This window comes from Microbacterium sp. CBA3102, from assembly GCF_007954505.1.
Taxonomy (GTDB): domain Bacteria; phylum Actinomycetota; class Actinomycetes; order Actinomycetales; family Microbacteriaceae; genus Microbacterium; species Microbacterium aurugineum.
On record NZ_CP042412.1, the window covers coordinates 2,115,105 to 2,140,299 of the forward strand.

The window sequence follows — 25,195 nt, forward strand, 5'->3', positions numbered from 1 at the left end:
GCCCCCGTTCGTCGTCGAGACCCCCGGTTGCGGTCGCCTGCAGCGCGGGGTGTCGACGATGAGCGGGGGCGTCGACCGCTCAGCTCGGGCGTGGAGGGGAAGGACGGCGGAGCGTCGACAGCAGGGCGTCGAGTCCGTCGTTCAGCCGGCCGTCACCCGCCGAATCCGGCATCAGCACCGAGATCATCTGCCAGCCCGCGTTGCGCGAGGCGATCTCGTTGACCGCGGTCTCGATGTCGACGTCGTCGGCGAGCTCGCCGTCGTCCCGCGCCTCGACCAGGCACTGGCGGAACAGATCGCGCCAGTGCAGGTTGTTCACCCGGTGGATGCGGGTGACCTCGTCATCCTGCGACGCGTGGTCCCAGAAGGCGATCACCACCTTGGCGTACAGCGGTCCGTTCGGGCTGTACGGGAGGATCTCGCGGCAGATCCGTTCGAGTGCCTCCAGCCCGCGCACGCCTTCGATGCGGGCGTGGATGCGGTCGTTCGCGAGCGTGTACAAGCGCAGGAAAGCGGCGGTGAGGATGCTTCTCTTGTCGGGGAAGTATCGCGCGATCGCGCCGTGGGCGTAGCCCGCTTCCGTGGCGATCTCCCGCATCGTGAGGCTGTCGAACCCCACCCGGATGATCACCTGCGTCGCAGCGTCCGCGATGTGCGTGCGCCGCTCCTCATGGTCGACGATCTTCGGCATGCTGTTTCCCCCTCACATCTCAAAATATCTGTTTGCTGTTTTTAGTCACCATCTGGTGACTAATGTAACCCGATCGTAATCAATCAAAAGCAAGGCACGAGTACGATCTTTAAAATCACCAACTGGTGACTAACTCGCAGAGGAGTTCTCATGAACGTCACACGTCTCGCACGTCGGGCATCCGGAGTCGCCGTGGCGGCCGGCGTGCTCGCCCTCGCCGCCTGCACGTCTGCACCCGCCTCCTCGCCATCGGGTGGCGACGGTGAGCTGACGACGCTCAAAGTGGCGACGATCGGCCTCGTCTCCGACGGCGCCCTGATCGTCGGTCAGGAGCAGGGGTTCTTCGAGGACGAGGGGATCGCGCTCGAGACCTCGGTCGTGGCGAACCCGCCCGCCGGCCTCGCTGCGGCCCAGAGCGGACAGGTCGACGTGGCGTACGCGCCGAGCATCCCGCTGCTCAACGCCCTCTCCAGCGGCGTCCCGTTGAAGGTCATCGCCCCGGCCGACGGTTTCGTGGGCGGGGCCGCGGAGGGGGACGACCCGGCCTCGATGGACGACACCGGACTGTATGCGTCCGCCGCGAGCGGCATCACCTCGGTCGCCGATCTGGAAGGGGCGACCATCGCGGTGCCCGCGCGCAAGGCGCAGCTCGAGGTCGTCATCTCCGACACGCTCGACCGGGAAGGCGTCGACCCCGCCTCCGTGGAGTGGGTCGTCCTGGACTTCACCTCCGCCGTGGCCGCGCTCCAGAGCGGCAACGTCGATGCAGCGGGTCTCGTCAGCCCGTTCACGGGCGAGGCGGAGGCCGCCGGTGCCGTCTTCCTCGCCGCGCCGTCGGTCGGATTCTTCGAAGAAGGCGCCGTCGGGCTCTGGACGGCCGGTGACAGCACGATCGCCGCGAAGGCGGATGCGATCGCCGGGTTCCAGCGTGCCGTGGCGAAGAGCAATGCCTACGCGAACGAGCACCCGGAGGAAGCCATCCAGGCCGGCATCGACGCCACCGGCTCGACCCTGAGCGTCGACGACGTGAAGCTGCCCTTCTGGCCCGCGGAGGTCGCTCCGATCGACCTCGACCGGGTCAACGAGAAGCTCGTCGCCCTCGGGTACCTGCCTGCACCGGTCGACCTCGAGGGCGTCATCGTCGGAGTCGAGTGACCATCATGATCCGTTCCACGCTCCTTCCTCCGCTGATCGGGGCCGTCGGCGTCGTCTCGGCGCTGGCGCTCTGGGAGTGGTCGGCGACGACGGGGCCGCTCGCCGGGTCACCGCTCCCGGCGGCGACCGAGGCGATCGGCGAGGCCGTGCGCCTGCTCGGGACCCCGGCCACCTGGACGGCCGTCGGCGACACGCTGACGATGGCGTTGACCGGGCTCCTGCTCGCCATCGTCATCGGCGTCGTGCTCGGGGTGGCCATCGGCACCTCACCGCTGGCGATGCACGCGACCCGCGTGCCGCTGGAGTTCCTCAAGCCCATCCCGCCGATCGTCATCCTGCCGATCGTGGTCCTCGTGCTCGGCCCCACACAGGCCATGGGGATCTTCCTGGTGTTCTTCGGCTGCTTCATCGCGATCGCCGTCCAGTCCTCCGCCGGCGTCTTCGACACGGACCCGGTCGCACGGGCGACGGGGCGGTCGTACGGCATGGGGCGCGCCGAGATCCTGGGGCGCATCGTGCTCCCCAGCGCACTGCCCTACATCGGAACCGCGATCCGCGTCGCCGCGCCGACCTCGCTCGTCGTGGCCGTCGTCGCCGGACTCCTCGGTGGCGGGCCCGGGCTCGGACAGAGCCTGCTGCTCTCTCAGATCTCCGGCAACCAGGCCCAGCTCTTCGCCTACGTGCTCATCCTGGGCACCCTGGGACTCCTCGTCCAGGGACTCAGTCAATGGGGCGAGCGGCGACTGCTGCACTGGCATCCGCAATACCGGAAGCAGGTCCTCTGATGACGCTCACCACCTCGATCCAGACCCCTGCACGTCTCGCGCGCCGTCGCGGGCAGGGCGCGCTTCCCCGCGGCGTCCTCGTCGGCGCCGAGATCGCGGTCCCGGTGCTGCTGCTGGCGCTGTGGTGGTTCGTCTCCGCCGCTTCCACCAACGCCTTCTTCCCGCCGCTCCAGGTGATCCTGCAGCGGCTGTGGCAGCTCGTGCAGACGCCCGCCTTCCTGGTGGACGTCGCCTCGTCGGTCGGGAATCTCGTGGTCTCCTTCCTGCTGGCGACCGTGATCGGCGTGCTGCTCGGCCTGGTGCTCGGACTGATCCGTCCGCTGAGCTGGTTGGTCGAGCCGACCATCCACTTCTTCCGTGCGATCCCGCCGGTGGCGCTCGTGCCGATCTTCGTATCGCTCATCGGGTTCGGCAACGAGACCCGGATCCTGTCGATCACCCTCGCCGCCGTCTTCCCCATCCTCATCTCGACGATCGACGGTGTGCGCGCCGGCGAGCCGACGCTCGAGATGGTGAGTCGCGTCTACCGACTGAGTGGACCGGAGCGGCTGTTCTCCGTGGTGCTGCCCGCGGCGGGCCCGCGCATCCTCTCCGGGATGCAGGTCAGTCTCATCACCGCGTTCGTGGTCATGATCGCCAGCGAGATGCTGGGGTCGTCCACCGGACTCGGTGCCGCGACCCTGCTCGCCCAGCAGTCCTTCGCGATCCCCGACATGTGGGCGGGCATCCTCGTCCTCGGGATCATCGGCTACGCGGCCACCGCCGTGTTCACCCTCTTCCGGCGCCGCGTGCTGCGCTGGTACATCGCCTCCCAGCAACAGGAGAAGAACGCATGACCACCATCGAACAGACCCCCGTCCGGCTCAGTGTGCGCGGGCTCGCGAAGTCCTATCCGACGAAGAACGGTCTCGTCCCCGTGATCGCCGACCTCACCTTCGATGTGCGCGTGGGCGAAGTGTGCTGCATCGTCGGGCCGTCCGGCATCGGCAAGACCACGTTGCTGAAGTGTCTCACCGGGTTGCAGAGCATCACGGCGGGCAGTGCGGCGATCGACGGGAACGTCATCGAGGGCCCGCCCGAGGAGATGGCGCTCGTGTTCCAGGAGTACACCCGGTCGCTGATGCCCTGGCTCACCGTCGAGAAGAACGTGCGGTTGCCGCTCAAGCACCTGCACCTGCCGGGTGCGGAACGCGAGGAGCGGGTCGCCTCCGCGCTCACCGCGGTCGGGCTCTCCGGGGCCGAGTCCAAGTTCCCGTGGCAGTTGTCGGGCGGCATGCAGCAGCGCGTCGCGATCGCGCGTGCCATCGCCTATCGGCCCGAGGTGCTCGTGATGGATGAGCCGTTCGCCTCGGTCGATGCGCAGACGCGGTTCGAGCTGGAGGACCTCTGCCTGCGCATCCGCGAGCAGTTCGGGATGACGATCGTGGTCGTCACGCACGACATCGACGAGGCCGTCTACCTGTCGGACCGAGTCGTGGTGCTGGGGGAGCGCCCGGCGAAGGTGACCGAGATCGTCGAGATCGACTTCGGGGCCCCGCGCGACCAGCTGACGACGCGGGCGCTTCCGGCGTTCGCGGAGCTGCGCACGCAGATCTTCGGCCTGATCCGGAAGGCGGGCTAGATGTCGATGCCGACGGAGGCGCGCGGCTATGAGAGCTTCGCGGGGCACGCGGCGGAATTCACCTCCGAGTCCGAGCCCTGGTGGCCGGAGCCGCAGCGACCCGGGCCGAAGGCGCCCAACGTGATCGTGATGCTGATCGACGACCTCGGTTTCAGCGACCTCGGGCCGTTCGGGAGCGAGATCGAGACACCGCGCATCGACGGTCTCGCCGACGAGGGGTGGGTGTTCACGAACTACCGCACCGCGCCGATGTGCTCGCCGGCCCGGGCGGCACTGCTCACCGGGCTGAACCCGCACCGGGCCGGCTTCGGCTTCGTCGCGCACATCGACCCCGGCTATCCGGGATTCAGCTGCGAGCTCCCCGAGGACGCGCCGACACTGGCGGAGTCGCTGCGCGCCGGGGGGTACGCGACCTTCATGGTCGGGAAGTGGCATCTCACGCTCGAATCGCGCCTGCACGACGGTGCCGACCGGAGCACGTGGCCGCTGCAGCGCGGATTCGACCGGTATTTCGGGAGCATGGACGGCTTCACGTCGCTGCACCATCCGCATCGGCTGGTGCAGGACAACTCCGTCGTCGACCTCCGCGAGTACCCCGAGGGCTTCTTCCTCACGGACGAGTTGACCGACCGCGCCATCGGCATGATCGACGACCTGCGGGTGAACGATCCGGACAAGCCCTTCTTCCTGTACTACGCGCACACCTCCGTGCACGGGCCCATCCAGGCGAAGGACGCCGACATCGAGAAGTACCGCGGCCGCTACGAGGCCGGGTGGAACGCCCTGCGGGCCGAGCGGTTCGCCCGCCAGCGTGCGCGCGGCATCGTCCCCGATCACGCGGAGCTCCCCGGGGAGGCGATCGCCGACGGCGACCGGATCCCCGTGTGGGACGACCTCTCGGTCGAGGAGAGACGGTTGTTCGCCCGACACATGGAGGTGTACGCCGCGGCCGTGGACGAGATCGACCAGAGTGTGGGGCGACTGCTCGATCGACTCGACCGCAGCGGCGAGCGCGAGAACACGATCGTCGTGCTCGCCAGCGACAACGGAGGGACGGCCGAGGGGGGACCGACCGGAACCCGGAGCTACTTCGCCCAGTTCGGCGCGAACGGTGCGATGCCCGAGGGGTGGATCACCGACGTGCCGCGTCCACTGGAGGACCTCGGTGGTCCTCGCGTGTTCGGCCAGTACCCGACCGGATGGGCGCGGGTGTCCAACACGCCGTTCCGCTCGTTCAAGGCCACGACGTACGAGGGCGGCGTCCACGCTCCGCTGATCATCTCGTGGCCGGACGCCCCGATGGCGGGCGGTCTGCGCGACCAGTTCGTGTTCGTCTCGGACCTCGCACCGACGATCCTGGAACTGTGCGGCGTGCCGTCCCTGGACCAGCGGCGCGGCCGACCGGCACTCGAGATGGACGGCGGGAGCGTCGTCGACGTGCTCGCCCACCCCACCGCGCCGGGCCGGGAGGCTCAGTACTTCGAGTGCGTGGGACGACGGGCCCTCGTCGACGGGAAGTGGAAGGCCCTCTCGACCGTGCCCCCGACGAAGGACGAGGGCCCCGCGGGCGGCGTCTGGGAACTCTACGACCTCGCGTCCGACCCGACCGAGACCGAGGACGTCTCCGCCGATCACCCCGAACGCGTCGCGGCGATGGCGGCACGCTGGCACGCGGAAGCCTGGCGCAACACCGTGTTCCCCCTCGATGACGACGGCGCGCTGTTCCGCCTGCGCCCCGACACCGAGGAACCGCTCTCCGCGGCGATAGACCTGGTGCCCTTCCGTCCTCCTCTGGAGCGCTTCCGTTCGGCGAAGCTCACGGTCCTCCGCTCCTTCGCGGTCGAGGTCGACCTCACGACCGAGGCCGACGCGGCAGGCGTGATCGTGGCTCACGGCGATCAGGGCGGCGGTTACCTGCTCGCCCTGGACCACGGGGCGCCTCTCGTCGCCTACAACGCCTATGGCGCGATGCACCGTGCCCGCGGAGCGCAGCTGTCTCCGGGGGAGCACCGGATCGTGCTGCGCGTCGACGAGCACCCCGGACTGCGCTGGAGCCTGACGGTCGAGGTGGACGGCGACCGCGCGGCGGTGATCGACAGCGTGCCCATGCTCATCGGCATGTCACCGTTCACGGGCATCAGCGTGGGGTACGACTTCGGTGGCCCGGTCGACTGGGAGCTGCACGAGCAGCATCGCTCGTTCCCGTTCCGGGGCGGCGAGCTGCACCGCGTGCGCTACGTGCCGGGTGAGCGCTCGCCGCACGATCCGACCGTGCTGCGCGCCGTCGGACAGGCGGTCCTGGCGGTCGCCGACTGATCCGGTGAGCGGCTGAGGTCGGTGTCTGAGGGGTCGCCGACATCAGCCGCTCGCCCTGTCGATCCGTTGCGGTCAGACCGGGCTGTTCGCGCCCAGAGCGATCGCCACGAGAGCGAGGGCGACGACGCCGAAGCCCGTGCCGAACACCGTGAGGACGAGGAGCAGCCCGCCGCCCGGAGGGAGACCCGCTGCGGCGCCCGTCAACACGGCGGTGACCCGCCGTTGGCGGCGACGTGCGGCGAACCAGAGCAGGCACGCGGTCCCCAGTCCGATCGCGCCGGGAGCGAGCCCCCAGGCCCCGGCGCCGGCGGGGAGGACCAACGGCAGGATCCGCAGGGAGATCAGGGACCCGACGGCGATCGCGAGGGCCGTGCGGCGCCAGGCGAGCTCCGTGCGTTCGGGCTGCAACCCGGGATCGTACAGGCGGTCGGGCTCCGCGGCCGGACGTCTTCTCACGACCGGGGCTCTGTCAGCGCCACAGGACGCCGGCCAGCACGAGCAGTCCGACCAGTACGACGACCACGGCGAGGACCACGGCGGAGAACGCGCCCGGAAGTGGCCGCGATTGGCGCAGCGCCCGCTCCGCCCGCATCCACTCCCACCAGGCGAGCGGTGCGACCGCGGTCCCCGCGATCATGAGCAGCAGCGACGCGGCGAGCCGGAATCCGGGGTGAAGGTCGAGGCCGAGGACCTCGAGCGCCACACCACCGGCGATCAGGGCGAGTCCGGTCCGCGTCCACGCCAGGAACGTCCGTTCGTTGGCGAGCGAAAAGCGCGGATCGGGCTCCTCGCCGAGGGAGTAGACGGATGCCGGGAAACGCTTCATCGCCTCATCGTATCCGCGCGGCACCGCTCAGTCGCCGTGGACTCGGCGGCCGGCGAACCAGGTCGACACGACCTCGGTGTGCACGATCTCGTCCGCCGGACCGGCGATGGCGTCACGGGCGAGCACGACGAAGTCCGCGGACTTCCCGGGCGTCAGCGACCCGGTCTCGGCGTCGAGGCCCATCGCCGCGGCGGCGTTGATCGTGAAGACCTCCAGTGCCTCCTCGGCGGTGATGGCCTGTTCGGGCCATAAGGTGCCGGGGGCGCGTCCGAGCGGGTCCGCTCGCGTCACGAGACCCTGCAGACCCTCCAGCGTGTTCGGCGACTCGCTCACGGGCCAGTCCGAACCGCCGGCGACCCGGGCCCCCGCGTCGATCAGCGCCCGGTTCGGCTGGGAGTGCTCCGCGCGTTCGCCGAGCACCTCGGCCAAAGCCTGGGGGATGACGCCCGGATACCAGATGAACGGAGAGATGTCGGCCGAGACGTCGAGGGCCTCCAGTCGGGGGATGTCCGACTCCGCCAGGAACTGACCGTGCGCGATCTGAACGGGGGTGGTGAAGCCCTCGCGGCGCACCCGCTCCGTGGCGTCGAGCACGAGGCGCGCGGAGCCGTCCCCCGTGCAGTGCACCTTCGCCCCCAGGCCGCGTCGCGCCACGGAGCGCAGCCACCCGGTGAGCTCGTCGAGGGTCATGGTGGTCTCGCCGTGGAAGTGCGCGCCGTGCGCGGCGTCCGCCAGATACGGCTCGAGGAACGACGCCGTGCGTGCCGGGGGGACTCCGTCGAGGAAGATCTTCACGAAGTCGGGACGGTGGTGCGCGGTGCGGAACTCCTCGCCGCGGTCGAGCAGCGGTTCGCCGATCGGGTCGAAGCCGAAGATCTCGTCGTTGATCAGCAGCGAGGAGACGACCCAGGCATCGAGCTCGTCGGCCCGGTCGAGGTCGGCCAGCGCGCCGAGGATCTCGACCGACACCCCGGCGTCTTGGAAGGCCGTGACGCCGAACGAGTTGAGGATCTCGATTCCGCGGCGTGATGCGGCGGCGTGCTGCGCGGGAGTGAGCCCGCCGCTGCGGTCGTAGGCCTCCTGCACGGGGATGCCCGCCGCTTCGAGGAGCACACCGGTCGGCGTGCCGTCATCCGGATCGAGAAGAGCCGTCCCGGACGGGGGCAGCCGATCGGCGGTGATCCCGGCGAGCTCCAGTGCCCGGCTGTTCGCCCACCGGTTGTGACGCGAGTCCTCCATCAGCATGACGGGACGCCCGCCGCCCGCCTCGTCCAGGCGGAGTCGGCTCGCGGTGTTCGCGAGCGCGGGCAGCAGGGTGGTGGCCACGGCGCCGCCCACGATCCATGCGTCCTCGGGGAGCTCGGCGGCCTTCTCCCGGACCCGGTCGAGGATCTCGTCCAGCGTCAGCGCGGGAGCCAGCGACAGCTCGAACAGCTCGGTCCGCCCCGCGAGGGCGTGGTGGTTGTGCACATCGACGAAACCGGGGTACACCGCTGCGTCGCCGACCTCGAGCGACTGGGTCCGGCGTCCGCGGAACGATTCGATGTCGGACCGGGATCCGACCGCGAGGATCCGCCCGTCGCGGACGGCGAGGGCCTCGACGATCGGGTTCGTCCGGTCCGCGGTGCGGATCACGGAGCCGGTGACGATGAGGTCGGCGACGTCGGTCATGTCAGCGGTCTCCGAACGTCGCGGGCTCGAGCTCGGGCGTGTGCATCGTGGTCGAGAGCAGACGTCCGTGTGCGCCGAAGGTGAAGTGCGTGGGGACCTCGCCGCTCTCGTCGAGGCCGAAGAGCACGCCGTGGGAGCGGATCGCGTTGACGTCGCGGTGGTCGGCGATCGTCACCGAGGCGCAGGGGATCACCTTCTCGCGCCAGGCGAACACGTAGATGCCGGGACGCACCTCCCAGACGCTGTTCTCGTCGGTGTCGGCCAGCCCGCGCTCGGGGCCGGCGAGGCACTGCCACGAGTACCACCGCGGCGAGAGGTACACGTGCTCGTACGCGTGCTCGGTGCTGTAGACCCACTCCACCCGGCGTCCGATGAGCGTCGTCGTGGGGGCGGGTTCGGTGCCGGTGACCTCGATCCCCTCGATCACGCCCGGCGCGAAGTGGTGCTGCACGCGCGTGCGTCCCTTCTCGGGAGCGGGGAGGATGTCGGAGATCACGGCCAGCGCGCGACCGTCGCGCAGGTCGAGGATCAGCGAGACCGCCTCGTTCGGCAGGTACCGGTGGTGGAACTGCACGAAGTAGAGGTCGCGATCGACCTCGAACGCCTCGTAGTCGTCGGTGTCGGTAGCCGCTTCCGTCGCATCGTCGGTCCCCGGCTGGTAGTCCCAGGTCACGGTGTCGTCGGCGAAGCGGTGCACGATCCGCGTGCCACGGCCGTCGACGACCGTGATCTCGCGGCCGCTCAGCGCGGTGCTGTGCGGAGCCTTGTTGGCGTCGAAGCCGGGGGCGAGCCCCTCGAGCGGCAGCCAGGTGGAGGTGTCGGCGGGGTTCAGCGTCGTCATGGTGTGGTTCGTTCCTTCGGTCGGTGAGGGGTGCGGGGGAGCGGTCAGCGCGTGCTGAACCTCTCCAGGTCGGTGGCGAGGCCCTCGTACACGGCGGGCCGGGATCGCTTGAGATAGGCGCCGTAGACGATGCCGCCGATCAGGGCGACCACCAGCAGCAGCGGCATCAGCCGGATGGCCAGTTCCTCGGAGCCCGCCACGATGTTGAAGTTCACGACGGCGAGGATCGAGATCGCGGCGATACCGAGGAATCCGATGCCGGGGGCGACGAAGGTGCTCCACCAGCGCGGGTCACGGCGGCGGCGGAAGTACACGACGATCGAGATCGCCGCGAGGCCCTGCAGGATGAGCACGCTCAGGGTGCCGAAGCCCAGCATGGCGGGCACGAGGGTGAGGATCGGGTCGGCTCCGGCGATCGCGAAGATGATCGCGACGATGCCGGCGAACGAGGCCTGCACGATACCGGCGAGTTGCGGGGCGCCGTTCGCGCGGGTGCGGGCCAGCGCCTGCGGCAGGATCTTCGCGCGCCCGAGGGAGTACAGGTATCGGGTCGCGGAGTTGTGGAAGGCGAGCATCGCCGCGAACAGGCTCACCAGCAGCAGGACCATCATCACGGTCGTGAGCGGACCGCCGAGATACTGCTGCGAGAGCGAGAAGATCAGGTCGCCGGTGGGGAGATGCTCGAGAGCGGTCGCTTGCGCCTGCGCGACGCCGGTCGCACTCACCACGGCCCACGTGGTGACACCGAGGATGACGCCGATCGCGATGATCGAGGTGTAGGTGGCCCGCGGGATCGTGCGCAGCGGCTGCTTCGCCTCTTCGCTGAACAGCGCCGTCGCCTCGAACCCGAGGAAGCCGGTGGCCGCGAGCAGCAGGCCGATCGGCAGCGACCCGGAGAACACGGCTTCGGGGCTGAACGCCGCCACGTCGTAGCCGGTCTGCACGAGCACCGAGATGTCGAACACGACCAGCATCAGCACCTCCAGCACGAGGCACACGCCCAGCACCTTGGAGCTGAAGTCGACACCGATCCGAGCGAGCACGAAGCACACCACGATCGAGAGGAGGCCCCAGACCAGCCAGTTGACGTCGAGCCCGGTGAGGTCGCGGATGATCGTCTGCATGAAGAAGCCGCTCGTGCCGATCGTGCCGACGACGAAGAAGTTGTACCCGAGCGTCGCGATCAGCCCGGCGATCAGCCCTCCCGTGCGCCCGAGGCCCTTCACCACGAAGGCGTAGAAGCCCCCGGCGTTGACCAGCTGCTTCGACATCTGGGCGTAGCCGATTGCGAAGAGCAGCAGGATGGCCGCGACGAGGAAGAAGGACATCGGCGTGCCGCCGCCGTTGCCGAGGGCGATGGCCAGGGAAGCGACGACGACGATGCCCGTCAGGGGCGCGACCGCGGCGAGGACGAGGAAGACGATGCCGGCGACGCCGAGGGCGCCCGGACGGAGGGAGGTGTGGTTCTGCGTCGTCGTGGACGCAGATGTCGGTTCTGCCACGTCGGCTCCTTTGCTGGGTGACGGCCGTGCGGACACGGCATCGACGACGAGGGGAATCATCGATAGAGCGAGTCTGCTCGCGCCGTCGCCCCTGCGCTTGACCCTGAGCGAAAGACGGTGGTGTCACCGTGCACAGCCCGCGGACGGAGGTTCGCACGGCCGGAGAGGGAGAGCAGGATGACCGAGACGACATCGCCGTCCTCCCCCTGAACCACCGGGTGCCGGACGGCGCACGAAGGACGACATGGATCTGCAGCTGCACGGGACGACCGCCCTCATCACCGGGGCGGCCGGCGGTATCGGCCGCGCGACCGCGCTCGCGCTCGCCGCCGAAGGGGTCAGGGTCGCCCTCCTGGACCGCGATGAAGCCGCGCTTCAGGACGTGGCGGACGCCTGCCGGGATGCCGTGCTCCTCGTCGCGGATGTCACCGATGAGGTGCAGGTCGAACTCGCGGTGCGCACCGGCGTCGCCGCGCTGGGCCGACTCGACGCCGTCGTCTGCTGCGCCGGGGTGTCCGGTCCGGTGGGCTCGTCTCTCGAAGACACCGCTCTCGACGCCTGGAACCGGGTGCTCGCGGTCAACGTGACCGGGGCGTTCCTGGTTCTCAAGCACGCGCTGCCCGCGTTGCGCGAGGCGGAGGCCGCCGCGGTCGTGCTGCTCGCGAGCGATTCGGCGTTCGTCGCCTCACCCGGCATGGTGCCCTACTGCACGTCGAAGGCGGCCCTGCTCCAGTTCGGGCGTGCCCTCTCGGTCGACCTCGCCGACACGGGCATCCGCGTAAACGCGGTCGCGCCGTCGATCGTCGACACCCCGATGAGCCGGGGCGACCTCGGGGCCGACGCGTTCGACGAGCCGGACTTCCCGGTGCAGAGCGCGGCGGAGGTCGCCGCGCACGTGACCTACCTCGTATCGCCCCGGGCCGGGGCCATCAACGGCACCAGCATCCTCAGTGACTTCGGGTACACCGCCCGATCCGGATTCCCCGCCTGACGCGACCGCATCGGGCACCCACCGCGCACGCGCGCCAACACACAGGAGCACACATGGGACTCGTGGTCGGATCGACCGTCTCCGGACGCGTCGTCGTCATCACCGGGGGCGGCACGGGCATCGGCGCCGCCATCGCCGAACGGTACGCGGCCGAGGGGGCGCACGTCGTGGTCGTCGGGCGTCGCCCGGAGCCGCTGCACGAGGTGGAGCGCGCGGTCGGTGCTCTGCCGATCATCGCCGATGCGGCGGACACCGCTTCGGCGAAGTCCGCCGTGGCCGAGGTGCTGGCGCGGTTCGGCCGCATCGACGTGCTGGTCGCGAACGCCGGTGGTCACGGCTTCTCTCCGGTGGGGGAGACCGACGACGAGAGCTGGGACGCGGCGATCCGCGCCAACCTCACGACGGCGTTCACGATGGCGAGGGAGGCGCTTCCCGCTCTGATCGAGGCGAAGGGGCAGATCGTGATCGTCTCGTCGCTCGCCGGGTTGTTCGCCGGGCCGTCGGTGGCCGGGTACACCGTCGGCAAGCACGCCCTGGTCGGCCTCACCCGCACGCTCGCGCGGGACTACGGTCGCCACGGCGTGCGCGTGAACGCGATCTGCCCCGGCTGGGTGCAGACGCCGATGGCCGACGAGGAGATGGACGAGTTCGCCTCGCACGCCGGGCTCGACTCCCGGGAGGAGGCCTACGCCAAGGTCACCGCCGATGTTCCGCTGCGCCGACCGGCGCGCCCCGCGGAGATCGCGTCGGTCGTGCGGTTCCTCGGCTCGGGCGAGTCGTCGTACATCACCGGTGCGGTGATCGTCGCCGACGGGGGGTCGCACGTGGTCGATGTGCCCACGATCGCGTTCGACCATGCCGGGATGTGACCCGGCGCGAGGTCAGCCGATGGTGAGGTCGAAGCCCTGGGCGGTCGGGACGATGCGCACCGCGGTGAGGTCGTCCACGCGGTAGGTGGGCTCGTGGGCGGCCGCGTGGCGGCCCACCCCGATCACCCGCATGCCTGCGGCGAGACCGGCCTGGATCCCGGCGCCGGAGTCTTCGAAAACCACGCAGTCGGCGGGATCGACTCCCAGCAGCTCCGCCGCACGGAGGAAGCCCTCGGGATCCGGCTTCGACGCCGAGACGTTCTCGGCGGTCACGGTGAGCTCGGGGATCGTGAGTCCGGCCTCTCCCATGCGCGCGGTCATCAGGGCCACGTTCGCGGAGGTGACGATCGCGTGCGGGTGGGGGCGCAGGGCCTCGAGCAGGGCGTCGGCGCCGGCGATCCGGATCACGCCGTCGACGTCGTCGGCCTCGGTGGCGAGCATCACGTCGTTCTCGCGAAGGTTGATCTCGTGGTCGCGCTCCGGCAGCAGGATCGCCATGCTCTGGTGACCCTGTCGGCCGTGGACCACGCTGAGCACGGTCTCCGGGGCGATCCCGTGCGGCTCGGCCCACGCGAGCCACAGCCGTTCCACCACCGCGGTCGAGTCGACGAGGGTGCCGTCCATGTCGAGGAGGGCGGCGCGGGCGGAGATCGTCTGGGTCACCTCTTCAGGCTAACGCCCGAAGGCTCCGCGAGTGCCGGGTCAGCCGCCGAGGTAGGCGCGGTGCAGCAGCTCCGGATCCGCCTGCAGGGCCTCGGAGGTCCCCTGGAACGAGACCCGGCCGCCGGCGACGACCACCGCTTCCTGCGCGAGGCCGAGCGCGAGCTGGGTGAACTGCTCGACCAGCAGCACGCCCACCCCGGAGTCCGCGATCGACTTCACGATCGGCATCAGCCGCATGAACACCACGGGCGCGAGGCCGAGGGACATCTCGTCGATCAACAGGATGCGCGGCTTCGCGGCGAAGGCGCGCGCGAGCACCACCATCTGCTGCTCGCCCCCGGAGAGCAGGGCGGTCGGCGCATCGATGCGCTTCTGGAGCTCGGGGAACGGCGCGAGCGCGGCGTCGAGTTCACCGGCGGTCCGTGCGGTGAGGGAGATGTTCTCGCGCACGGTCAGCGACGGGAACACGGCGCGCCCCTGCTCGATGTGGACGATCCCACGGCGGGCTCGCGTGACGCGCGACAGCTTGTCGATCGGTTCGCCGTCGAGGGTCATCGTGCCTGCCGAGTGGGCGGTGACGCCCGACACCGACTCGATCAGGCTGGTCTTGCCCGCGCCGTTCGGACCCACGAGGGCCAGCACCTCGCCGCCGGCGACCCGCAACGAGACGTCGGAGATCACGGGCCCGGCGCCGCGGCGGACGGTCACGGAGTCCAGGACGAGTTCGCTCATTTCAGCAGCTCCGTCTCTCCCATGTACGCCTTGACGACGTCGGGGTTCGCGAGGACCTCGGCCTGCGGTCCGCTCGCCAGCACGCGGCCGAAGTCGAGCACCGTGAGGGTGGGGCAGACGGAGCGGACGAGATCGAGATCGTGCTCGATGATGATCAGCGCCACACCGTAGCGCGCCGGCAGTTCCCGCAACCGCGCCGCGAGCGCCAGATGCTCTTCGTGGGACAGGCCGGCAGCCGGCTCGTCGAGGATCAGAAGCCGGGGGCGGGAGACCACGTTCGCGGCGACCTCCACGAGCCTCCGAGTGCCGACGTCGACGCTCGACAGCCGCGCTCGCGCGGGAGGGCAGCCGAAGAACTCGAGCACCTCGTCGATGTCGGCGGCCGCGAGTCGGCGCCGGGCCACGAACCTCACGTACGCGCCGACCGTGAGCGAGGGAGGCACCCGGTCCTGCTGGAACGTCCGGCGCAGGCCCAGGCGGGCGCGTCGGGTGGGGGACAGGCCGGCGAGGTCGCGGTCCCCGAGCAGAATGCGTCCGCCGTGCTTCGGGAGGAAACCGCTGATCGCATCGACGAAGGTCGACTTCCCCGCACCGTTCGGACCGATGAGTCCCATGATCGAGGCGGGCGGAACCTGGAAGGAGACGTCGTCCAGGGCTTTGAGGGCACCGAACTGCACGGTCAGGCCCTCGACGGTCAGCACGGGTGCGCCGTCGAGCATCGCTTCGTCGACGGTCGCCGTGGTCGTGGTGGTGATCTCCGTGGCGTCCGGACCGGCATCCGGAGGAAGCGCCGACAGTGCGGCTGCGGCCGTCTTGCGGTCCGCGCGACGCCAGATCAGGTTGCGGATGCCCTGTCCGAGGTTCGTGCCGCTGGTGAGCGCCTGCACGCCGAGCACGCCGAAGACGACGAAGGCCCAGTCCTGGGGGACGTCCCAGCGCTTGAGGAGCTCGGGGACCAGCACCCAGAGGATCCCGCCGAAGATCGCCATGTCGATCAGATGGGCGCCGGACATGATCGCGAGCACGTAGAGCGCGAGCGACTGCAACGGGGTGAAGCTGGACGCGAACGGAAGCTGCACCTGGCCGGCGAGCAGCCCGCCCGAGATGCCGCCGAGCGCGGCCGAGACCGCGAAGGCGGTGAGCTTCGCGGTCCGCACGCTCTGCCCCGCTGCGGCCGTACCGCGCTCGGAGAATGCGACGGCCTTCCAGCTCGACCCCCAGCGGCCCCGCTGCAGGAAGAAGGCACCGAGCGCGCAGACGGCGAGGGCGATGATCGAGAGGAAGAAGAACTGCCGGTCGTTGGAGAACATCTCGGGGCGTTCGACCGCGATCCCGTCGGCCGAGCCGGGGAACTGGATCTGCACGAGGGTCACGCCGGCCGCCGCTGCGAAGCCCAGGGTGACGACGGCGAGGTTCACGCCGCGCAACCGCAGCGCCGGGAGGCCGACGAGGATGCCGACCAGGCCCGCCGCGATCCCCCCGAGGATGAGCCAGACGATGAACCCGCCCGGGGCCTGCATGACGTTCAGCAACGAGACGATCCAGGCGCCGACGGCGGCGAAGGTGAGCTGGCAGAGCGCGATCATCCCGGCCGAGCCGGTGACGATGCCGAGGCCGAGGATGGCGATCGCGGCGGTGACGGCGCTGATCGCGAGGAAGACGAAGTACCCCGGCAGGGCGGCGCTGAGGATCGCGCCCACGCCGATGCCGGCGAGGGCGACCGCGAACGGCCAGGTGGTCCGGAACCAGGGACGGTCAGCGAGCGGCATCCCACACCTCCTTGCGCTGCGTCCAGAGCAACAGGACGACGATGAACAGGAACGGGAGGAAGTTGCGCACCAGCGCCACTTCGTCGATCTGGGCGACGAGGCCGCCCAAGACGCCCAGGACGATGCCGCCGACGACGGCGAGGTCGAGTCGGCGGAAGCCGCCGAGCAGGGCGGCCGCCGCGGCGGGGACGATGAGCATCGACAGGCTGGTCGCGTCGTTGGACTGCGAGGGGGCGACGATGATGATCGCGATCGCGCTGATGACGCCCGTGACGAACCAGACCGCGATCGACAACGGGCGTGAGCGGATGCCGAGGAGCTCGGCGGTGGTCGGGCGTTCCGAGAGCGCCCGCAGCTGGGTGCCGACCCTCGTGCGGCGCAGGACGAGGTGGACGACGATGGCCGTGACGATCGCCATCGCCACGGTCGCGACCGTGACCTGGCTGATCACGACGCCGCCGAACGAGAAGGCCGGGCCCGCGATGATCGGCGTGAACGGCTGCGGCTTGTTGCCGAACAGGATGAACGACATCGAGATGAGCAGGAGGAGCGGGCTCACGGTCATCGCCGAGCGCGTGGTGGTCGACGCCTCGGAGAGCCAGGTGGCGGCGATGAAGCCGATCGCCGCGGCGAGGAGCCCGGCGACCAGGACACCGAGGACGGATCCCAGCCAGATCGGTAGACCGAGCTCGCGCACGAACCACACCGCCGTGAAGGCGCCGAACATGCCGGTCGCGGCTTGAGCGAAGTTCACCACCCGCACCAGGCGTGACATCAACGTCAGGCACACGCCGAGGACGGCGTAGAGGCCGCCGGCGGCGAGACCGGCGATGGCGCCTTGCAGCATGAGGCGTCCTTTCTGTTCCGAGGGGAGTGGGCCTGCCGCCGGGAATGCGCCCGGCGGCAGGCGAGGGGTGGCTACTCGCCGATGCGGAGCCAGTCGTCGGCGACCTTCTCCCAGGCGTTGGTGCCGGACTCGAGGACGATGGGCCAGCCCGCGGTGTTCTGCGTGCCGAACGCGTAGGGCGTCCCGACCATCGGGTTCTCGATCGGCTCCATGCTCTTCAGGGCCTCGGAGACGGTCTCGCGGGTGATGTCGCCGTCCATGCCCTCGAGTACCTCGATGAAGTACTTCGCGGCGAGGTAGCCGCCCTGACTGAACGAGGTGAGCGGGATGTCGTTGGCCTCCATCAGCTCGCGCCAGTCGGCGTTGATCTCGTCGTCGTCGGTGAACGGGTAGAACTCGGCCGGGACGTAGATGCCGGCGCCCGCGTTGTCGATCGCGTCGGCGAAGTTCTCGCTGTAGACGCTGGTGAGGTACAGCCAGGTCACGTCATCCCAGCCCTGGGCGTTCGCGGCCTTGACCTGGCCGATCGCGTCGGGCTCCACCGGGTTGATCGCCAGCGCCTTGCAGCCCTGGTCCCGCGCCTTGACGATGTAGGGCGTGTAGTCGGAAGCGCCGTACGGGACGGTGTCGTCGACGTACTTCGGCTCCTTGCCGGTGATCTCGGTCCACTTGTCGATCGCGGCCTGGTAGGTCGGACGGGTCGAGCCGGCGATCTCGAGCAGGATGCAGATGTCGTCCATGCCGAGCACCTCGGAGCCGTACTGCAGCGTGAGGGTCATGTCGTTGAACGGTCCGACGTTCGCCGGAGAGATGTTGTCACTGGCGAAGCAGCCCGTGTCCACCCCGATGCCGGGCATCGAGAGGATGCCCTCCTGCTCGTAGTACTTGGCGTTGATCTCGCACTCGATCAGGCTGGCGGAGCCGACGAGCGCGACCGCGCCGTCACTGCCGACCAGTTCCCGGGCGGAGGCCGTGGCCGTGGCCGGGTCGCCCTTGTCGTCCAGCATCTTGTAGTCGATCGTGCGCCCGTCGAGCCCGCCCGCGTCGTTGAACGCGTCGAACACGGCGGCAGCAGCCTGAGAGGCTTCCGGGAAGGTCGCCGGGCCGCTGATGGTGTTGACGGAGCCGACGACGATCGGGTCGCCCCCACCTCCGCCTGCGCCGCCGTCTCCACCGGCGCAGCCGGCGAGGGTGAGGGCGGCCACGGCGAGGAGCGCCGCAGTGCCGGATGCTCGTGTGTTCATGTGCTTCCTGCCTCTCGTGTTCAGGTGGTGCTGTGTCAGGTGGTGCGGTGTGGGGATGGTGCGGTGTTCAGCTGCGCAGCGCGCGGTTGACGAGTTCCGTGTCGGTGAACTGCTCGAAGGCGACGACCTGGCCGCCGGAGACCCGCCACACGTGCGCGACGCGCGCGGCGAAGAACCGGCCGGTCTGCCTGTACGTGCCGGAGTAGGTGCCGATGCCCACGACGACATCGCCGCCGTCGACGACCTCGTCGATCGCGACGGTGTAGTCGTCCCACTCCTCCTGGATGCGGCCGAACACGTTCCGGGCCACGGCGTCGGGACCGATGTAGGTGCCGGCGTACGGGAAGCCGGCGGCCTCCGTCCACTGGATGTCGGCGGCGAAAGGGGCCAGCATCCCGTCGAGGTCACCGCGGTCGTTGGCGGCGTAGTGCTCTCGGATCAGGTCTGCGTTGCTCATGGGGTCTCCTCGGATGCCGGAGCGTCAGACGGGCTGTGCGTCGGGGTAGGCGACGGAGCCCAGCGGATAGATGTGGCCGCCGCCGCGGGAGTGCTCGGCGTCGCCGTCCCCGTTGAGTCCGAGGAAGATCCCCGTGGTCATGAGCTGATAGCCGAGGTCGTGCAACCACACGCTGGCGACGGCGATGCGGAACTCGCGGAAGCAGAACAGGTACAGGCCGTCGGCGAACTTCCACACGGTCGACAGGTCCATGTCTCCGTGGCCCCGCTGCACGCCCTCCACGCACTGCCAGGCGTAGCGCTGGCTGGAGATGTACACGTGCTCGTACAGATGGTGCGGGCTGTAGCGGTAGAGGTTGCGCTTGCCGATGAGGTCGCGGCTCGGGCCGGGGGCCTCCCCGCTCACAGGAGCCCCGTCGATCGTCGCCGCCCAGAAATCCTGGCCGACCTGAGGCATCCCCTCCACGGGTTCGGCGGCGATCCGGGAGCGGATGACGGTGGCCCGGTTCGTGCCGGTCGAGAACACGACGGTGATCGCTTCACGGGGGCGGCTCTGCAGCGGGACGTTGACGAACACCACGTCCTCCCGCACCCGCACGGCATCGTACGGGTCGGCTCCGGATGCCTCGAGGCCGGTCCAGGAGACGGTGTCGTCGGCGAACCGCAGGGTCAGCGCCGATCCATCGTCGAGCGTGAGGGCGAGGTCGGTTCCGGTGAGCGTCGTGTTCGGCAGCCGGAACGTGTCGATTCCCGCGGCGAACTCGTCATAGGTGCGCCACTGGTCGAGGGCGGGGTCGGCGGAGATGTCGGTCATCGGGGTCCTGACGTCGCACGCGGCGGGGCCGCATCGCCCCGGGCACCGCCTCATCGCGGTGCGCTTGCCTCATGCTGTGTCCGCGCCCGTCATCCCCTCAAGGTCGCAGCCGCCATCGCGCGCCGAGAGTCAACCGGCGTGCCCTCCGGGGCAAGCGCGGTGCGGGATCGAAAACGTGCGCCACGGCGCTCGCCGAGGAGCGTTATCGATCCCGCAGCGGGGCCGGGGCTCAGTGGCCGGCGCGGTACTCGCTGGGGGAGACCCCGAAGGTCGACTTGAACGCCCGGCTGAAGTGCGCGGCGTCGACGAAGCCCCACCGGGCGGCGATCGCTGCGACCGGACGGTCGGCGAGCATCGGGTCGAGCAGATCCCGGCGGCACTGTTCGAGGCGGCGGGTGCGGATCCAGGTCGAGACGGTGACTCCCTGCTCCTGGAAGAGCCCGTGCAGGTGGCGCGTGGAGATGAAGTGCGCGGCGGCGATCGATGCGGGGCCGAGGTCCGTCGAGGCCAGGTTGCGGTCGATGTGGGCGCGGATGCGCTGGACGAGAGCGCGGTGCGGGTCGGCCGACACCTGGTCGAGTCCGAGTTCGCGGGTGAAGACGGTGGTCACGAGGTCGAGCCCGCTGTGCGCGAGGCGTGCGCCGGTGGTGCCGGCGAGCTGATCCAGGTTGCCGGCGAGCTGCGTGAGATACGGCACGACCATGCCGCCGAGGCCTTCGTGGCCGGAGATCCGCACCGCGGTGAGCTGCCCGACCATGTCCGCGGGGAGGCTGATGAGATGCTTCGGGAACATCACGACCATGGTGCGGAAGTCCTCGTCGAACACCAGGGAGTACGGGCGGTCCGTGTCGTACACGGCGAGGTCACCGGCCTGCAGCACGGCCTCGCGGTCGTCTTGGATCAGCAGACCGGTGCCGGCGAGCATCAGGCTGACCTTGAAGTACGAGCGGTCACCACGGGCGATGAGCTCGGGGGTGCGCTCGACGATGTGCGAGGTCGCGCGCACGTCGCTCACGTGCACCTCGTCCACGGAGGCACCGCGGATCACCCCGCGGAAGTGGTCGGGGCCCTCGGTCGTGACCTGCAACGGGACGAACGACTCGGAGACGGCCGCGCGGAAGTCGCTGATGTTGCGCGCGACGAGCGTGGAAACCGATTCGGCGGTGGCGGCGGGTGCACCGTTCATGACTGATCACCTCGGGATGGTGGAACGACGACGTTGTATACGATCCGTTCCGCGATGGTATCACCGGCTCCGCCCGCGTGGGCGACTTCTAGGATGTGGACCGTGACCGAACGACCGATGAAGACGCTCGCCGACCGTGTGCTGCAGGTGCTGCGACAGGTCCGCGGGCCGGACGCCTCCGATGCGGTGTTCGAGGCCACGGCCCTGATCGTGGGCAGTGCCTTCCTCGTGATCGGTTTCCTGGTGGCGCTGCCGGTGTTCTGGGGTCACGAGCTGGCGATCAGCGGGTCCGGTTCGATCGGCGTCTTCGCCGCCTTCGGGGGTGCGCTCGCCGCCGCGATCGCCTTCGCGCTCGGACGCCTCGCCGTCCGTCCGGAGGAGGTCGATCCCGGGACTGCGCGCGACGGCTTCAGCGTTCCGGGTGATCGGCTGCGCTGGTACGACCTGGCCGCCATCGCCTTCGCGCACGCGGCGATCGCATACCTGGGATGGCTCGGGGTCGCCGAGCTCCTCGAGCGGAGCTTCTCGGACGCCCCGGTCTATGCGTTCCCCGGTGCCGTGCTGGTGGCCGTGGCGTTCGCGCTGACCGGATACGTCTCGTTCCTGAGCGCGGTCGCTCTCACGCCGATGGTGCTCTCCCTCGTGCTCGCGGTGTTCCTGGTCGTGGGGGCGTTCGCGAGCATGCTCGCCTCCAGCGATGTGCACTGGTGGCGCGACAACCTCTCGGCGCTGGGCATGAGCAGCAACAGCTCCTCGATCGCGTTCAACACCACGCTTGTCATCGCCGGGATCATGGTGACGACGATCTCCCGCTACGCGACGGCGGGTCTGCCCGCGGAGGATCGGGTGGATCGCCGCGGGCGGTTCATGGTGAGGGGAGGCCTGATCCTGCTCGGGATCCTGCTCGCCTGCGTCGGTCTCTTCCCCGTCGACGAGTTCTTCCTGCTGCACAACACCGTGGCGACCGGGATGTGCGTGGTGTTCGCGGTCATCGTGGTGGGTCTGCCCTGGTTCCTCCGCACGATCCCGCGGGTCTTCGTGGGTCTGGGGTGGGCCTATGTGCTCGTGATCATCCTGCTCGCCGCGTTCTTCGCGGTCGGTTACTACAACCTCACCGCCGTCGAGCTGATCGCCGCCGTGCTGATCTTCAGCTGGATCATCGTGTTCCTGCGCACCGCAGGCTCGATCGGAGCGCGCGCGACCACGTGAGCGGTCGGTCGTCCGGCCTCAGTCGCGGAGCGCGCGCGTCGCCTCGCGGGTGCGCTGCAGAGCGTCGACGGTCTCGGTGAACCGTCGCTTCGCCACACCGATGAACAGGCAGTCGACGAGGGCGAGCTGTGCGATCCTGCTGACCATCGCGCCGGCGCGGAAGGTCGATTCGCGCACCTCGGTGAACAGGGCGTGGTCGGCCGCACGCGCGAGGGGGGAGTCCTTCGCCGACGTCACCGCCACCGTGGCGGAGCCGTTGGCGCGGGCGGTCTCGAGGAAGCGGACGGTCTCGATCGTCGATCCCGCGTGGGAGAACCCGATCGCGACGGTGGGCGCTGACTGCAGGACGCTGGCGGCCACCGCCTCGTGGGAGTCGGAGAGCACATGCGCATTGCGTCCGACGCGCAGAAGCTTGTGTGCGAGGTCTTCGGCCACGAACTGGCTCGCCCCGATGCCGTAGAGCAGGATGCGGTCGGCGCTGTCGATCGCGTCGATCGCCGCTTCGAGCACGTCGAAGTCGAGCTTCGCGACGGTCTCCTCGATGGCCAGCAGTTCGAGTGCGGCGAGCTTCGACACCGCCTCCTGCAGGGTGTCCTCATCGGAGATCTCCGATCCGAAGGCACCGCGGGCGGAGAACTGAGCCGCTTCCTTGCCGAGCTCGGTCGCCAGTGCCATGCGCAGCGGGGCGTAGCCGCTGAATCCGATCGCCCGGCAGAACCGCACCACGGAGGCGACCGAGGTCCGGCACTCGTCCGCCAATTCGTTGATGGTCTTGTCGATGACGATCGAGGGGTTCTCTCGGACCACCGCGGCGATGCGTGCGAGCGACGGCGGCAGGGTCGAGGCGGCGGCTTCGATCGTCGACTGGATGCTCAATCAGTCCTCCGGGGGTGTGGGATTCTCAGTATGTCGTGACGGGGCTCACGACAAGGATGGTAAATTCTTTTCAGAGAGTCTATGTCGCATGTAGTCTCTTTTCGTTACGTCCCGACCGAGTCCCGAGGAGAGCCGATGACCGCGCAGTCGACCGCATCCGTCGATCTCGGCAAGTCACGGTGCCGAGTCGTCATCCACGACGCTACGCGTATCGAGCGCTCGGGGACGGGAGCGCCCGGGCTCGCCGCGGCAGGCGGCGTCGATGCCGCCCTCGATGCGATCCTCCCGCTGCTCGCCGATGCACCGGTCCTCGACAGCATCGGGGTCGGTGCCGCTGGGGGCTGGCTCGCCCCGGAAGCCGCCCGGGAACTCGCGGGGGGCCTGGCCGCGGCGACCGCGGCGCGGGTCGCCGTCGCCTCCGATGTCGTCACCGCCCATGCCGGCGCCCTCGAGGGGGCACCCGGTGTACTCCTGATCGCCGGCACCGGTGCCGCGGCACTCGGGATCGACGCCGATGGCGTCAGACTCGTCGACGGCTGGGGTCCCGAGCTCGGAGATCTCGGCAGTGGATCGTGGCTCGGCCGCGAGGGGCTTCGCGCCGTGCTGCGTGCGGACGACGGACTCGGCCCGGCGACCGCGCTCACCGCCGCGCTCGCGGATCCGGTCGGCGCTGCCTCCGACATCCAGGGCTGGCTCGCCCGGAGCGCGCCGCTGGCCCGCCATCTCGCCACGCTGGCGCCTCTCGTCCTCGACACGGCGGAAGCCGGCGACCCGGTCGCCTCGGGCATCGTGACCGAGGGGGTCCGGCTGCTCACCGCGACCGCGGTCGCCGCCTCAGCCGTGACCTGCGACGTGGTGGTGCACGGAGGGCTCGCCGAACACTCCTGGTTCCGCGCCGCCCTCGGATCCGCCCTCCTCGCCGCCGGTCGCCGTGTCGTACCGGCTGCGGGCGACGCCCTCGACGGCGCGCAGTTGCTCGCGCGTCGCGCTGATCTCCCCCATGAAAGGTTCGTGCACCGTGCCGAATGACACCCCCCGCCTCGCCGCTCTCCTCTCGGTGCTGGAGAACCTCGACACCGAGGCCTCCACGACCGAGCGCGGCGACCTGGACCTCCTCGGCACCGCCGAGCTCGTGCGGAGGATGAACGCCGAGGACCGCCGCGTACCCGAAGCCGTCGCCGAGCGCGCCGAGGAGATCGCCGCCGCCGTCGACGGCATCACGGCGCGGTTCCGGCGCGGGGGACGACTCATCTACATCGGAGCCGGGACCGCGGGGCGCATCGGCGTGCTCGACGCGAGCGAGTGCCCGCCCACGTTCGGCACGGATCCTTCGCTGGTCGTCGGCCTGATCGCCGGCGGGGAGACCGCGATCCGCTCGGCCGTCGAGAATGCCGAGGACGACGCCGACGCAGCGGGTGTCTCCCTGCGCGAGCTCGACCTGTCGGAGAGCGACACCGTCGTGGGCATCTCCGCCTCCGGACGCACGCCCTACGTCGTCGGTGGCCTGGAGTACGCCCGCAGTGTCGGGGCGCTCACGGTCGCGATCGCGTCCAACGCCGCATCCGAGATCGGTGCCGTCGCGGAGATCGCGATCGAAGTCGTCACCGGGCCCGAGTTCATCTCCGGCTCCACGCGCCTGAAATCCGGGACCGCGCAGAAGCTCGTGGTCAACATGCTCACGACGCTCTCGATGATCAACCTCGGCAAGACCTACCGCGGCGTGATGGTCGACCTGCTCGCGACCAACGAGAAGCTGCGTGCGCGGTCGATCCGCACGGTCTCGCAGCTCGCCGGCGTCGGGATCGACGAAGCCGCCGCCGCTCTGGAGGGGGCGGACGGCTCCGTCAAGCTCGCCCTGCTGATGCTCGCCAGCGGTGCGTCGCCGCAGTCCGCGGCCTCGGCTCTCGAGGGTGCCGACGGCATTCTCCGCGACGCCATCGCCGCGCTCGCCTGACCCTCCCTCCGCTCGCTCCTGCGTCCGCTCCCGGTTCCCTCCGGTCGCCGTCCGTTCCCGTCGCGAATTCGCACCTCTCAACGTTCCCGTCGCGAATTCGCATCCTAATTGCCCGGATTCGCGACCATTTCGCGACCGGAGCATGGGGTTTCGCGACCGGAGCGTGGGGTTTCGCGA

25 protein-coding genes are annotated in these 25,195 nt (G+C 69.9%); 10 read left to right on the plus strand and 15 right to left on the minus strand.

What is annotated here, in order from left to right:
* Window positions 1-79: 79 nt before the first annotated feature.
* On the minus strand, window positions 80-691 hold the full coding sequence (locus tag FGL91_RS10105; protein ID WP_047521698.1) for a TetR/AcrR family transcriptional regulator: 612 nt from the start codon (window positions 689-691) through the stop codon (window positions 80-82).
* 150 nt (window positions 692-841) lie between these two features.
* On the opposite strand from FGL91_RS10105, the gene FGL91_RS10110 reads away from it, so the two are divergent.
* From FGL91_RS10110 to FGL91_RS10130, 5 genes are read left to right on the plus strand one after another with little or no spacing between them, the layout of a single operon-like run.
* Window positions 842-1,846 carry an ABC transporter substrate-binding protein gene (locus FGL91_RS10110; RefSeq protein WP_131493796.1) on the plus strand — a complete coding sequence of 335 codons (1,005 nt, stop codon included), beginning with the start codon at window positions 842-844 and terminating at the stop codon, window positions 1,844-1,846.
* 5 nt (window positions 1,847-1,851) lie between these two features.
* Window positions 1,852-2,631, plus strand: a complete 780-nt coding sequence (locus tag FGL91_RS10115; protein ID WP_194239194.1) for an ABC transporter permease — start codon at window positions 1,852-1,854, stop codon at window positions 2,629-2,631.
* Window positions 2,631-3,467 (plus strand): ABC transporter permease, encoded by an 837-nt coding sequence (locus FGL91_RS10120; protein ID WP_153243746.1) that lies wholly within the window; start codon window positions 2,631-2,633, stop codon window positions 3,465-3,467. The genes FGL91_RS10115 and FGL91_RS10120 overlap by 1 nt, the downstream gene beginning before the upstream one ends.
* Window positions 3,464-4,252: an ABC transporter ATP-binding protein gene (locus FGL91_RS10125; RefSeq protein ID WP_131493793.1), complete on the plus strand. Its 789-nt coding sequence runs from the start codon at window positions 3,464-3,466 to the stop codon at window positions 4,250-4,252. Before FGL91_RS10120 ends, FGL91_RS10125 begins: the two co-directional genes overlap by 4 nt.
* The gene (locus FGL91_RS10130) at window positions 4,253-6,568 is read left to right on the plus strand and encodes an arylsulfatase (RefSeq protein ID WP_153243747.1); all 2,316 of its coding nucleotides are present in this window, start codon (window positions 4,253-4,255) and stop codon (window positions 6,566-6,568) included.
* 72 nt (window positions 6,569-6,640) lie between these two features.
* Here FGL91_RS10130 and FGL91_RS10135 read toward each other — a convergent pair whose 3' ends face one another.
* Genes FGL91_RS10135 through FGL91_RS10155 form a run of 5 tightly spaced genes read right to left on the minus strand, consistent with a single transcriptional unit; the run spans window position 6,641 to window position 11,408 of the window.
* Window positions 6,641-7,024: a DUF202 domain-containing protein gene (locus tag FGL91_RS10135; protein ID WP_227991460.1), complete on the minus strand. Its 384-nt coding sequence runs from the start codon at window positions 7,022-7,024 to the stop codon at window positions 6,641-6,643.
* A gap of 13 nt (window positions 7,025-7,037) precedes the next feature.
* Window positions 7,038-7,394, minus strand: coding sequence for a YidH family protein (locus FGL91_RS10140; RefSeq protein WP_047521713.1), 357 nt, complete (start codon window positions 7,392-7,394; stop codon window positions 7,038-7,040).
* Between the two features lie 27 nt (window positions 7,395-7,421).
* Window positions 7,422-9,065, minus strand: coding sequence for an amidohydrolase (locus FGL91_RS10145; RefSeq protein WP_153243748.1), 1,644 nt, complete (start codon window positions 9,063-9,065; stop codon window positions 7,422-7,424).
* A gap of 1 nt (window position 9,066) precedes the next feature.
* On the minus strand, window positions 9,067-9,906 hold the full coding sequence (locus FGL91_RS10150) for a molybdenum cofactor biosynthesis F family protein (protein WP_153243749.1): 840 nt from the start codon (window positions 9,904-9,906) through the stop codon (window positions 9,067-9,069).
* Window positions 9,907-9,950: 44 nt separating this feature from the next.
* Window positions 9,951-11,408 (minus strand): APC family permease, encoded by a 1,458-nt coding sequence (locus tag FGL91_RS10155; RefSeq protein ID WP_153243750.1) that lies wholly within the window; start codon window positions 11,406-11,408, stop codon window positions 9,951-9,953.
* A 244-nt stretch (window positions 11,409-11,652) separates the two neighbouring features.
* On the opposite strand from FGL91_RS10155, the gene FGL91_RS10160 reads away from it, so the two are divergent.
* Both FGL91_RS10160 and FGL91_RS10165 read left to right on the plus strand, forming a co-directional pair.
* On the plus strand, window positions 11,653-12,399 hold the full coding sequence (locus FGL91_RS10160) for an SDR family NAD(P)-dependent oxidoreductase (RefSeq protein ID WP_131493786.1): 747 nt from the start codon (window positions 11,653-11,655) through the stop codon (window positions 12,397-12,399).
* Window positions 12,400-12,452: 53 nt separating this feature from the next.
* Complete coding sequence (locus FGL91_RS10165; protein ID WP_047521679.1) at window positions 12,453-13,268, plus strand: SDR family NAD(P)-dependent oxidoreductase; 816 nt, start codon at window positions 12,453-12,455, stop codon at window positions 13,266-13,268.
* 12 nt (window positions 13,269-13,280) lie between these two features.
* On the opposite strand, the gene FGL91_RS10170 is transcribed toward FGL91_RS10165, so the two are convergent.
* The 8 genes from FGL91_RS10170 to FGL91_RS10205 form a co-directional block, all read right to left on the minus strand.
* Entirely contained in the window at window positions 13,281-13,931 is a 651-nt protein-coding gene (locus FGL91_RS10170) for an HAD-IA family hydrolase (protein WP_194239195.1), read from the minus strand.
* 39 nt (window positions 13,932-13,970) lie between these two features.
* Window positions 13,971-14,663, minus strand: coding sequence for an ABC transporter ATP-binding protein (locus FGL91_RS10175; protein WP_153243751.1), 693 nt, complete (start codon window positions 14,661-14,663; stop codon window positions 13,971-13,973).
* Window positions 14,660-16,432: an ABC transporter permease subunit gene (locus FGL91_RS10180; protein WP_153243752.1), complete on the minus strand. Its 1,773-nt coding sequence runs from the start codon at window positions 16,430-16,432 to the stop codon at window positions 14,660-14,662. Before FGL91_RS10180 ends, FGL91_RS10175 begins: the two co-directional genes overlap by 4 nt.
* On the minus strand, window positions 16,419-17,279 hold the full coding sequence (locus tag FGL91_RS10185) for a branched-chain amino acid ABC transporter permease (protein ID WP_131493782.1): 861 nt from the start codon (window positions 17,277-17,279) through the stop codon (window positions 16,419-16,421). Before FGL91_RS10185 ends, FGL91_RS10180 begins: the two co-directional genes overlap by 14 nt.
* Window positions 17,280-17,350: 71 nt before the next feature.
* On the minus strand, window positions 17,351-18,523 hold the full coding sequence (locus FGL91_RS10190) for an ABC transporter substrate-binding protein (RefSeq protein ID WP_047521669.1): 1,173 nt from the start codon (window positions 18,521-18,523) through the stop codon (window positions 17,351-17,353).
* Between the two features lie 67 nt (window positions 18,524-18,590).
* Window positions 18,591-18,980, minus strand: coding sequence for a nuclear transport factor 2 family protein (locus tag FGL91_RS10195; protein WP_153243753.1), 390 nt, complete (start codon window positions 18,978-18,980; stop codon window positions 18,591-18,593).
* Window positions 18,981-19,004: 24 nt separating this feature from the next.
* A complete protein-coding gene (locus tag FGL91_RS10200) occupies window positions 19,005-19,793 on the minus strand; it encodes a MoaF C-terminal domain-containing protein (protein WP_153243754.1) in 789 nt (262 codons plus the stop codon).
* 229 nt (window positions 19,794-20,022) lie between these two features.
* Complete coding sequence (locus FGL91_RS10205; RefSeq protein WP_047521664.1) at window positions 20,023-20,979, minus strand: helix-turn-helix domain-containing protein; 957 nt, start codon at window positions 20,977-20,979, stop codon at window positions 20,023-20,025.
* A 102-nt stretch (window positions 20,980-21,081) separates the two neighbouring features.
* Between FGL91_RS10205 and FGL91_RS10210 the strand changes: the two genes are divergently transcribed.
* Window positions 21,082-22,188 (plus strand): DUF998 domain-containing protein, encoded by a 1,107-nt coding sequence (locus FGL91_RS10210; RefSeq protein WP_227991479.1) that lies wholly within the window; start codon window positions 21,082-21,084, stop codon window positions 22,186-22,188.
* 18 nt (window positions 22,189-22,206) lie between these two features.
* Here the strand turns inward: FGL91_RS10210 and FGL91_RS10215 are convergent, their stop codons facing one another.
* Complete coding sequence (locus FGL91_RS10215; RefSeq protein ID WP_134353243.1) at window positions 22,207-23,064, minus strand: MurR/RpiR family transcriptional regulator; 858 nt, start codon at window positions 23,062-23,064, stop codon at window positions 22,207-22,209.
* A 135-nt stretch (window positions 23,065-23,199) separates the two neighbouring features.
* Between FGL91_RS10215 and FGL91_RS10220 the strand changes: the two genes are divergently transcribed.
* Window positions 23,200-24,093: an N-acetylglucosamine kinase gene (locus tag FGL91_RS10220; protein ID WP_194239196.1), complete on the plus strand. Its 894-nt coding sequence runs from the start codon at window positions 23,200-23,202 to the stop codon at window positions 24,091-24,093.
* Window positions 24,083-25,018: an N-acetylmuramic acid 6-phosphate etherase gene (gene murQ, locus FGL91_RS10225; protein WP_153243756.1), complete on the plus strand. Its 936-nt coding sequence runs from the start codon at window positions 24,083-24,085 to the stop codon at window positions 25,016-25,018. The genes FGL91_RS10220 and murQ overlap by 11 nt, the downstream gene beginning before the upstream one ends.
* The last annotated feature ends 177 nt before the right edge of the window (window positions 25,019-25,195 follow it).

Excerpts from the sequence above, each read along its gene's own strand:
- FGL91_RS10105 (WP_047521698.1), bottom strand. The coding sequence starts at position 691 with ATGCCGAAGATCGTCGACCATGAGGAGCGGCGCACGCACATCGCGGAC.
- FGL91_RS10110 (WP_131493796.1), top strand. The coding sequence starts at position 842 with ATGAACGTCACACGTCTCGCACGTCGGGCATCCGGAGTCGCCGTGGCG.
- FGL91_RS10115 (WP_194239194.1), top strand. The coding sequence starts at position 1,852 with ATGATCCGTTCCACGCTCCTTCCTCCGCTGATCGGGGCCGTCGGCGTC.
- FGL91_RS10120 (WP_153243746.1), top strand. The coding sequence starts at position 2,631 with ATGACGCTCACCACCTCGATCCAGACCCCTGCACGTCTCGCGCGCCGT.
- FGL91_RS10125 (WP_131493793.1), top strand. The coding sequence starts at position 3,464 with ATGACCACCATCGAACAGACCCCCGTCCGGCTCAGTGTGCGCGGGCTC.
- FGL91_RS10130 (WP_153243747.1), top strand. The coding sequence starts at position 4,253 with ATGTCGATGCCGACGGAGGCGCGCGGCTATGAGAGCTTCGCGGGGCAC.
- FGL91_RS10140 (WP_047521713.1), bottom strand. The coding sequence starts at position 7,394 with ATGAAGCGTTTCCCGGCATCCGTCTACTCCCTCGGCGAGGAGCCCGAT.
- FGL91_RS10145 (WP_153243748.1), bottom strand. The coding sequence starts at position 9,065 with ATGACCGACGTCGCCGACCTCATCGTCACCGGCTCCGTGATCCGCACC.
- FGL91_RS10150 (WP_153243749.1), bottom strand. The coding sequence starts at position 9,906 with ATGACGACGCTGAACCCCGCCGACACCTCCACCTGGCTGCCGCTCGAG.
- FGL91_RS10160 (WP_131493786.1), top strand. The coding sequence starts at position 11,653 with ATGGATCTGCAGCTGCACGGGACGACCGCCCTCATCACCGGGGCGGCC.
- FGL91_RS10165 (WP_047521679.1), top strand. The coding sequence starts at position 12,453 with ATGGGACTCGTGGTCGGATCGACCGTCTCCGGACGCGTCGTCGTCATC.
- FGL91_RS10175 (WP_153243751.1), bottom strand. The coding sequence starts at position 14,663 with ATGAGCGAACTCGTCCTGGACTCCGTGACCGTCCGCCGCGGCGCCGGG.
- FGL91_RS10180 (WP_153243752.1), bottom strand. The coding sequence starts at position 16,432 with ATGCCGCTCGCTGACCGTCCCTGGTTCCGGACCACCTGGCCGTTCGCG.
- FGL91_RS10185 (WP_131493782.1), bottom strand. The coding sequence starts at position 17,279 with ATGCTGCAAGGCGCCATCGCCGGTCTCGCCGCCGGCGGCCTCTACGCC.
- FGL91_RS10190 (WP_047521669.1), bottom strand. The coding sequence starts at position 18,523 with ATGAACACACGAGCATCCGGCACTGCGGCGCTCCTCGCCGTGGCCGCC.
- FGL91_RS10195 (WP_153243753.1), bottom strand. The coding sequence starts at position 18,980 with ATGAGCAACGCAGACCTGATCCGAGAGCACTACGCCGCCAACGACCGC.
- FGL91_RS10200 (WP_153243754.1), bottom strand. The coding sequence starts at position 19,793 with ATGACCGACATCTCCGCCGACCCCGCCCTCGACCAGTGGCGCACCTAT.
- FGL91_RS10205 (WP_047521664.1), bottom strand. The coding sequence starts at position 20,979 with ATGAACGGTGCACCCGCCGCCACCGCCGAATCGGTTTCCACGCTCGTC.
- FGL91_RS10220 (WP_194239196.1), top strand. The coding sequence starts at position 23,200 with ATGACCGCGCAGTCGACCGCATCCGTCGATCTCGGCAAGTCACGGTGC.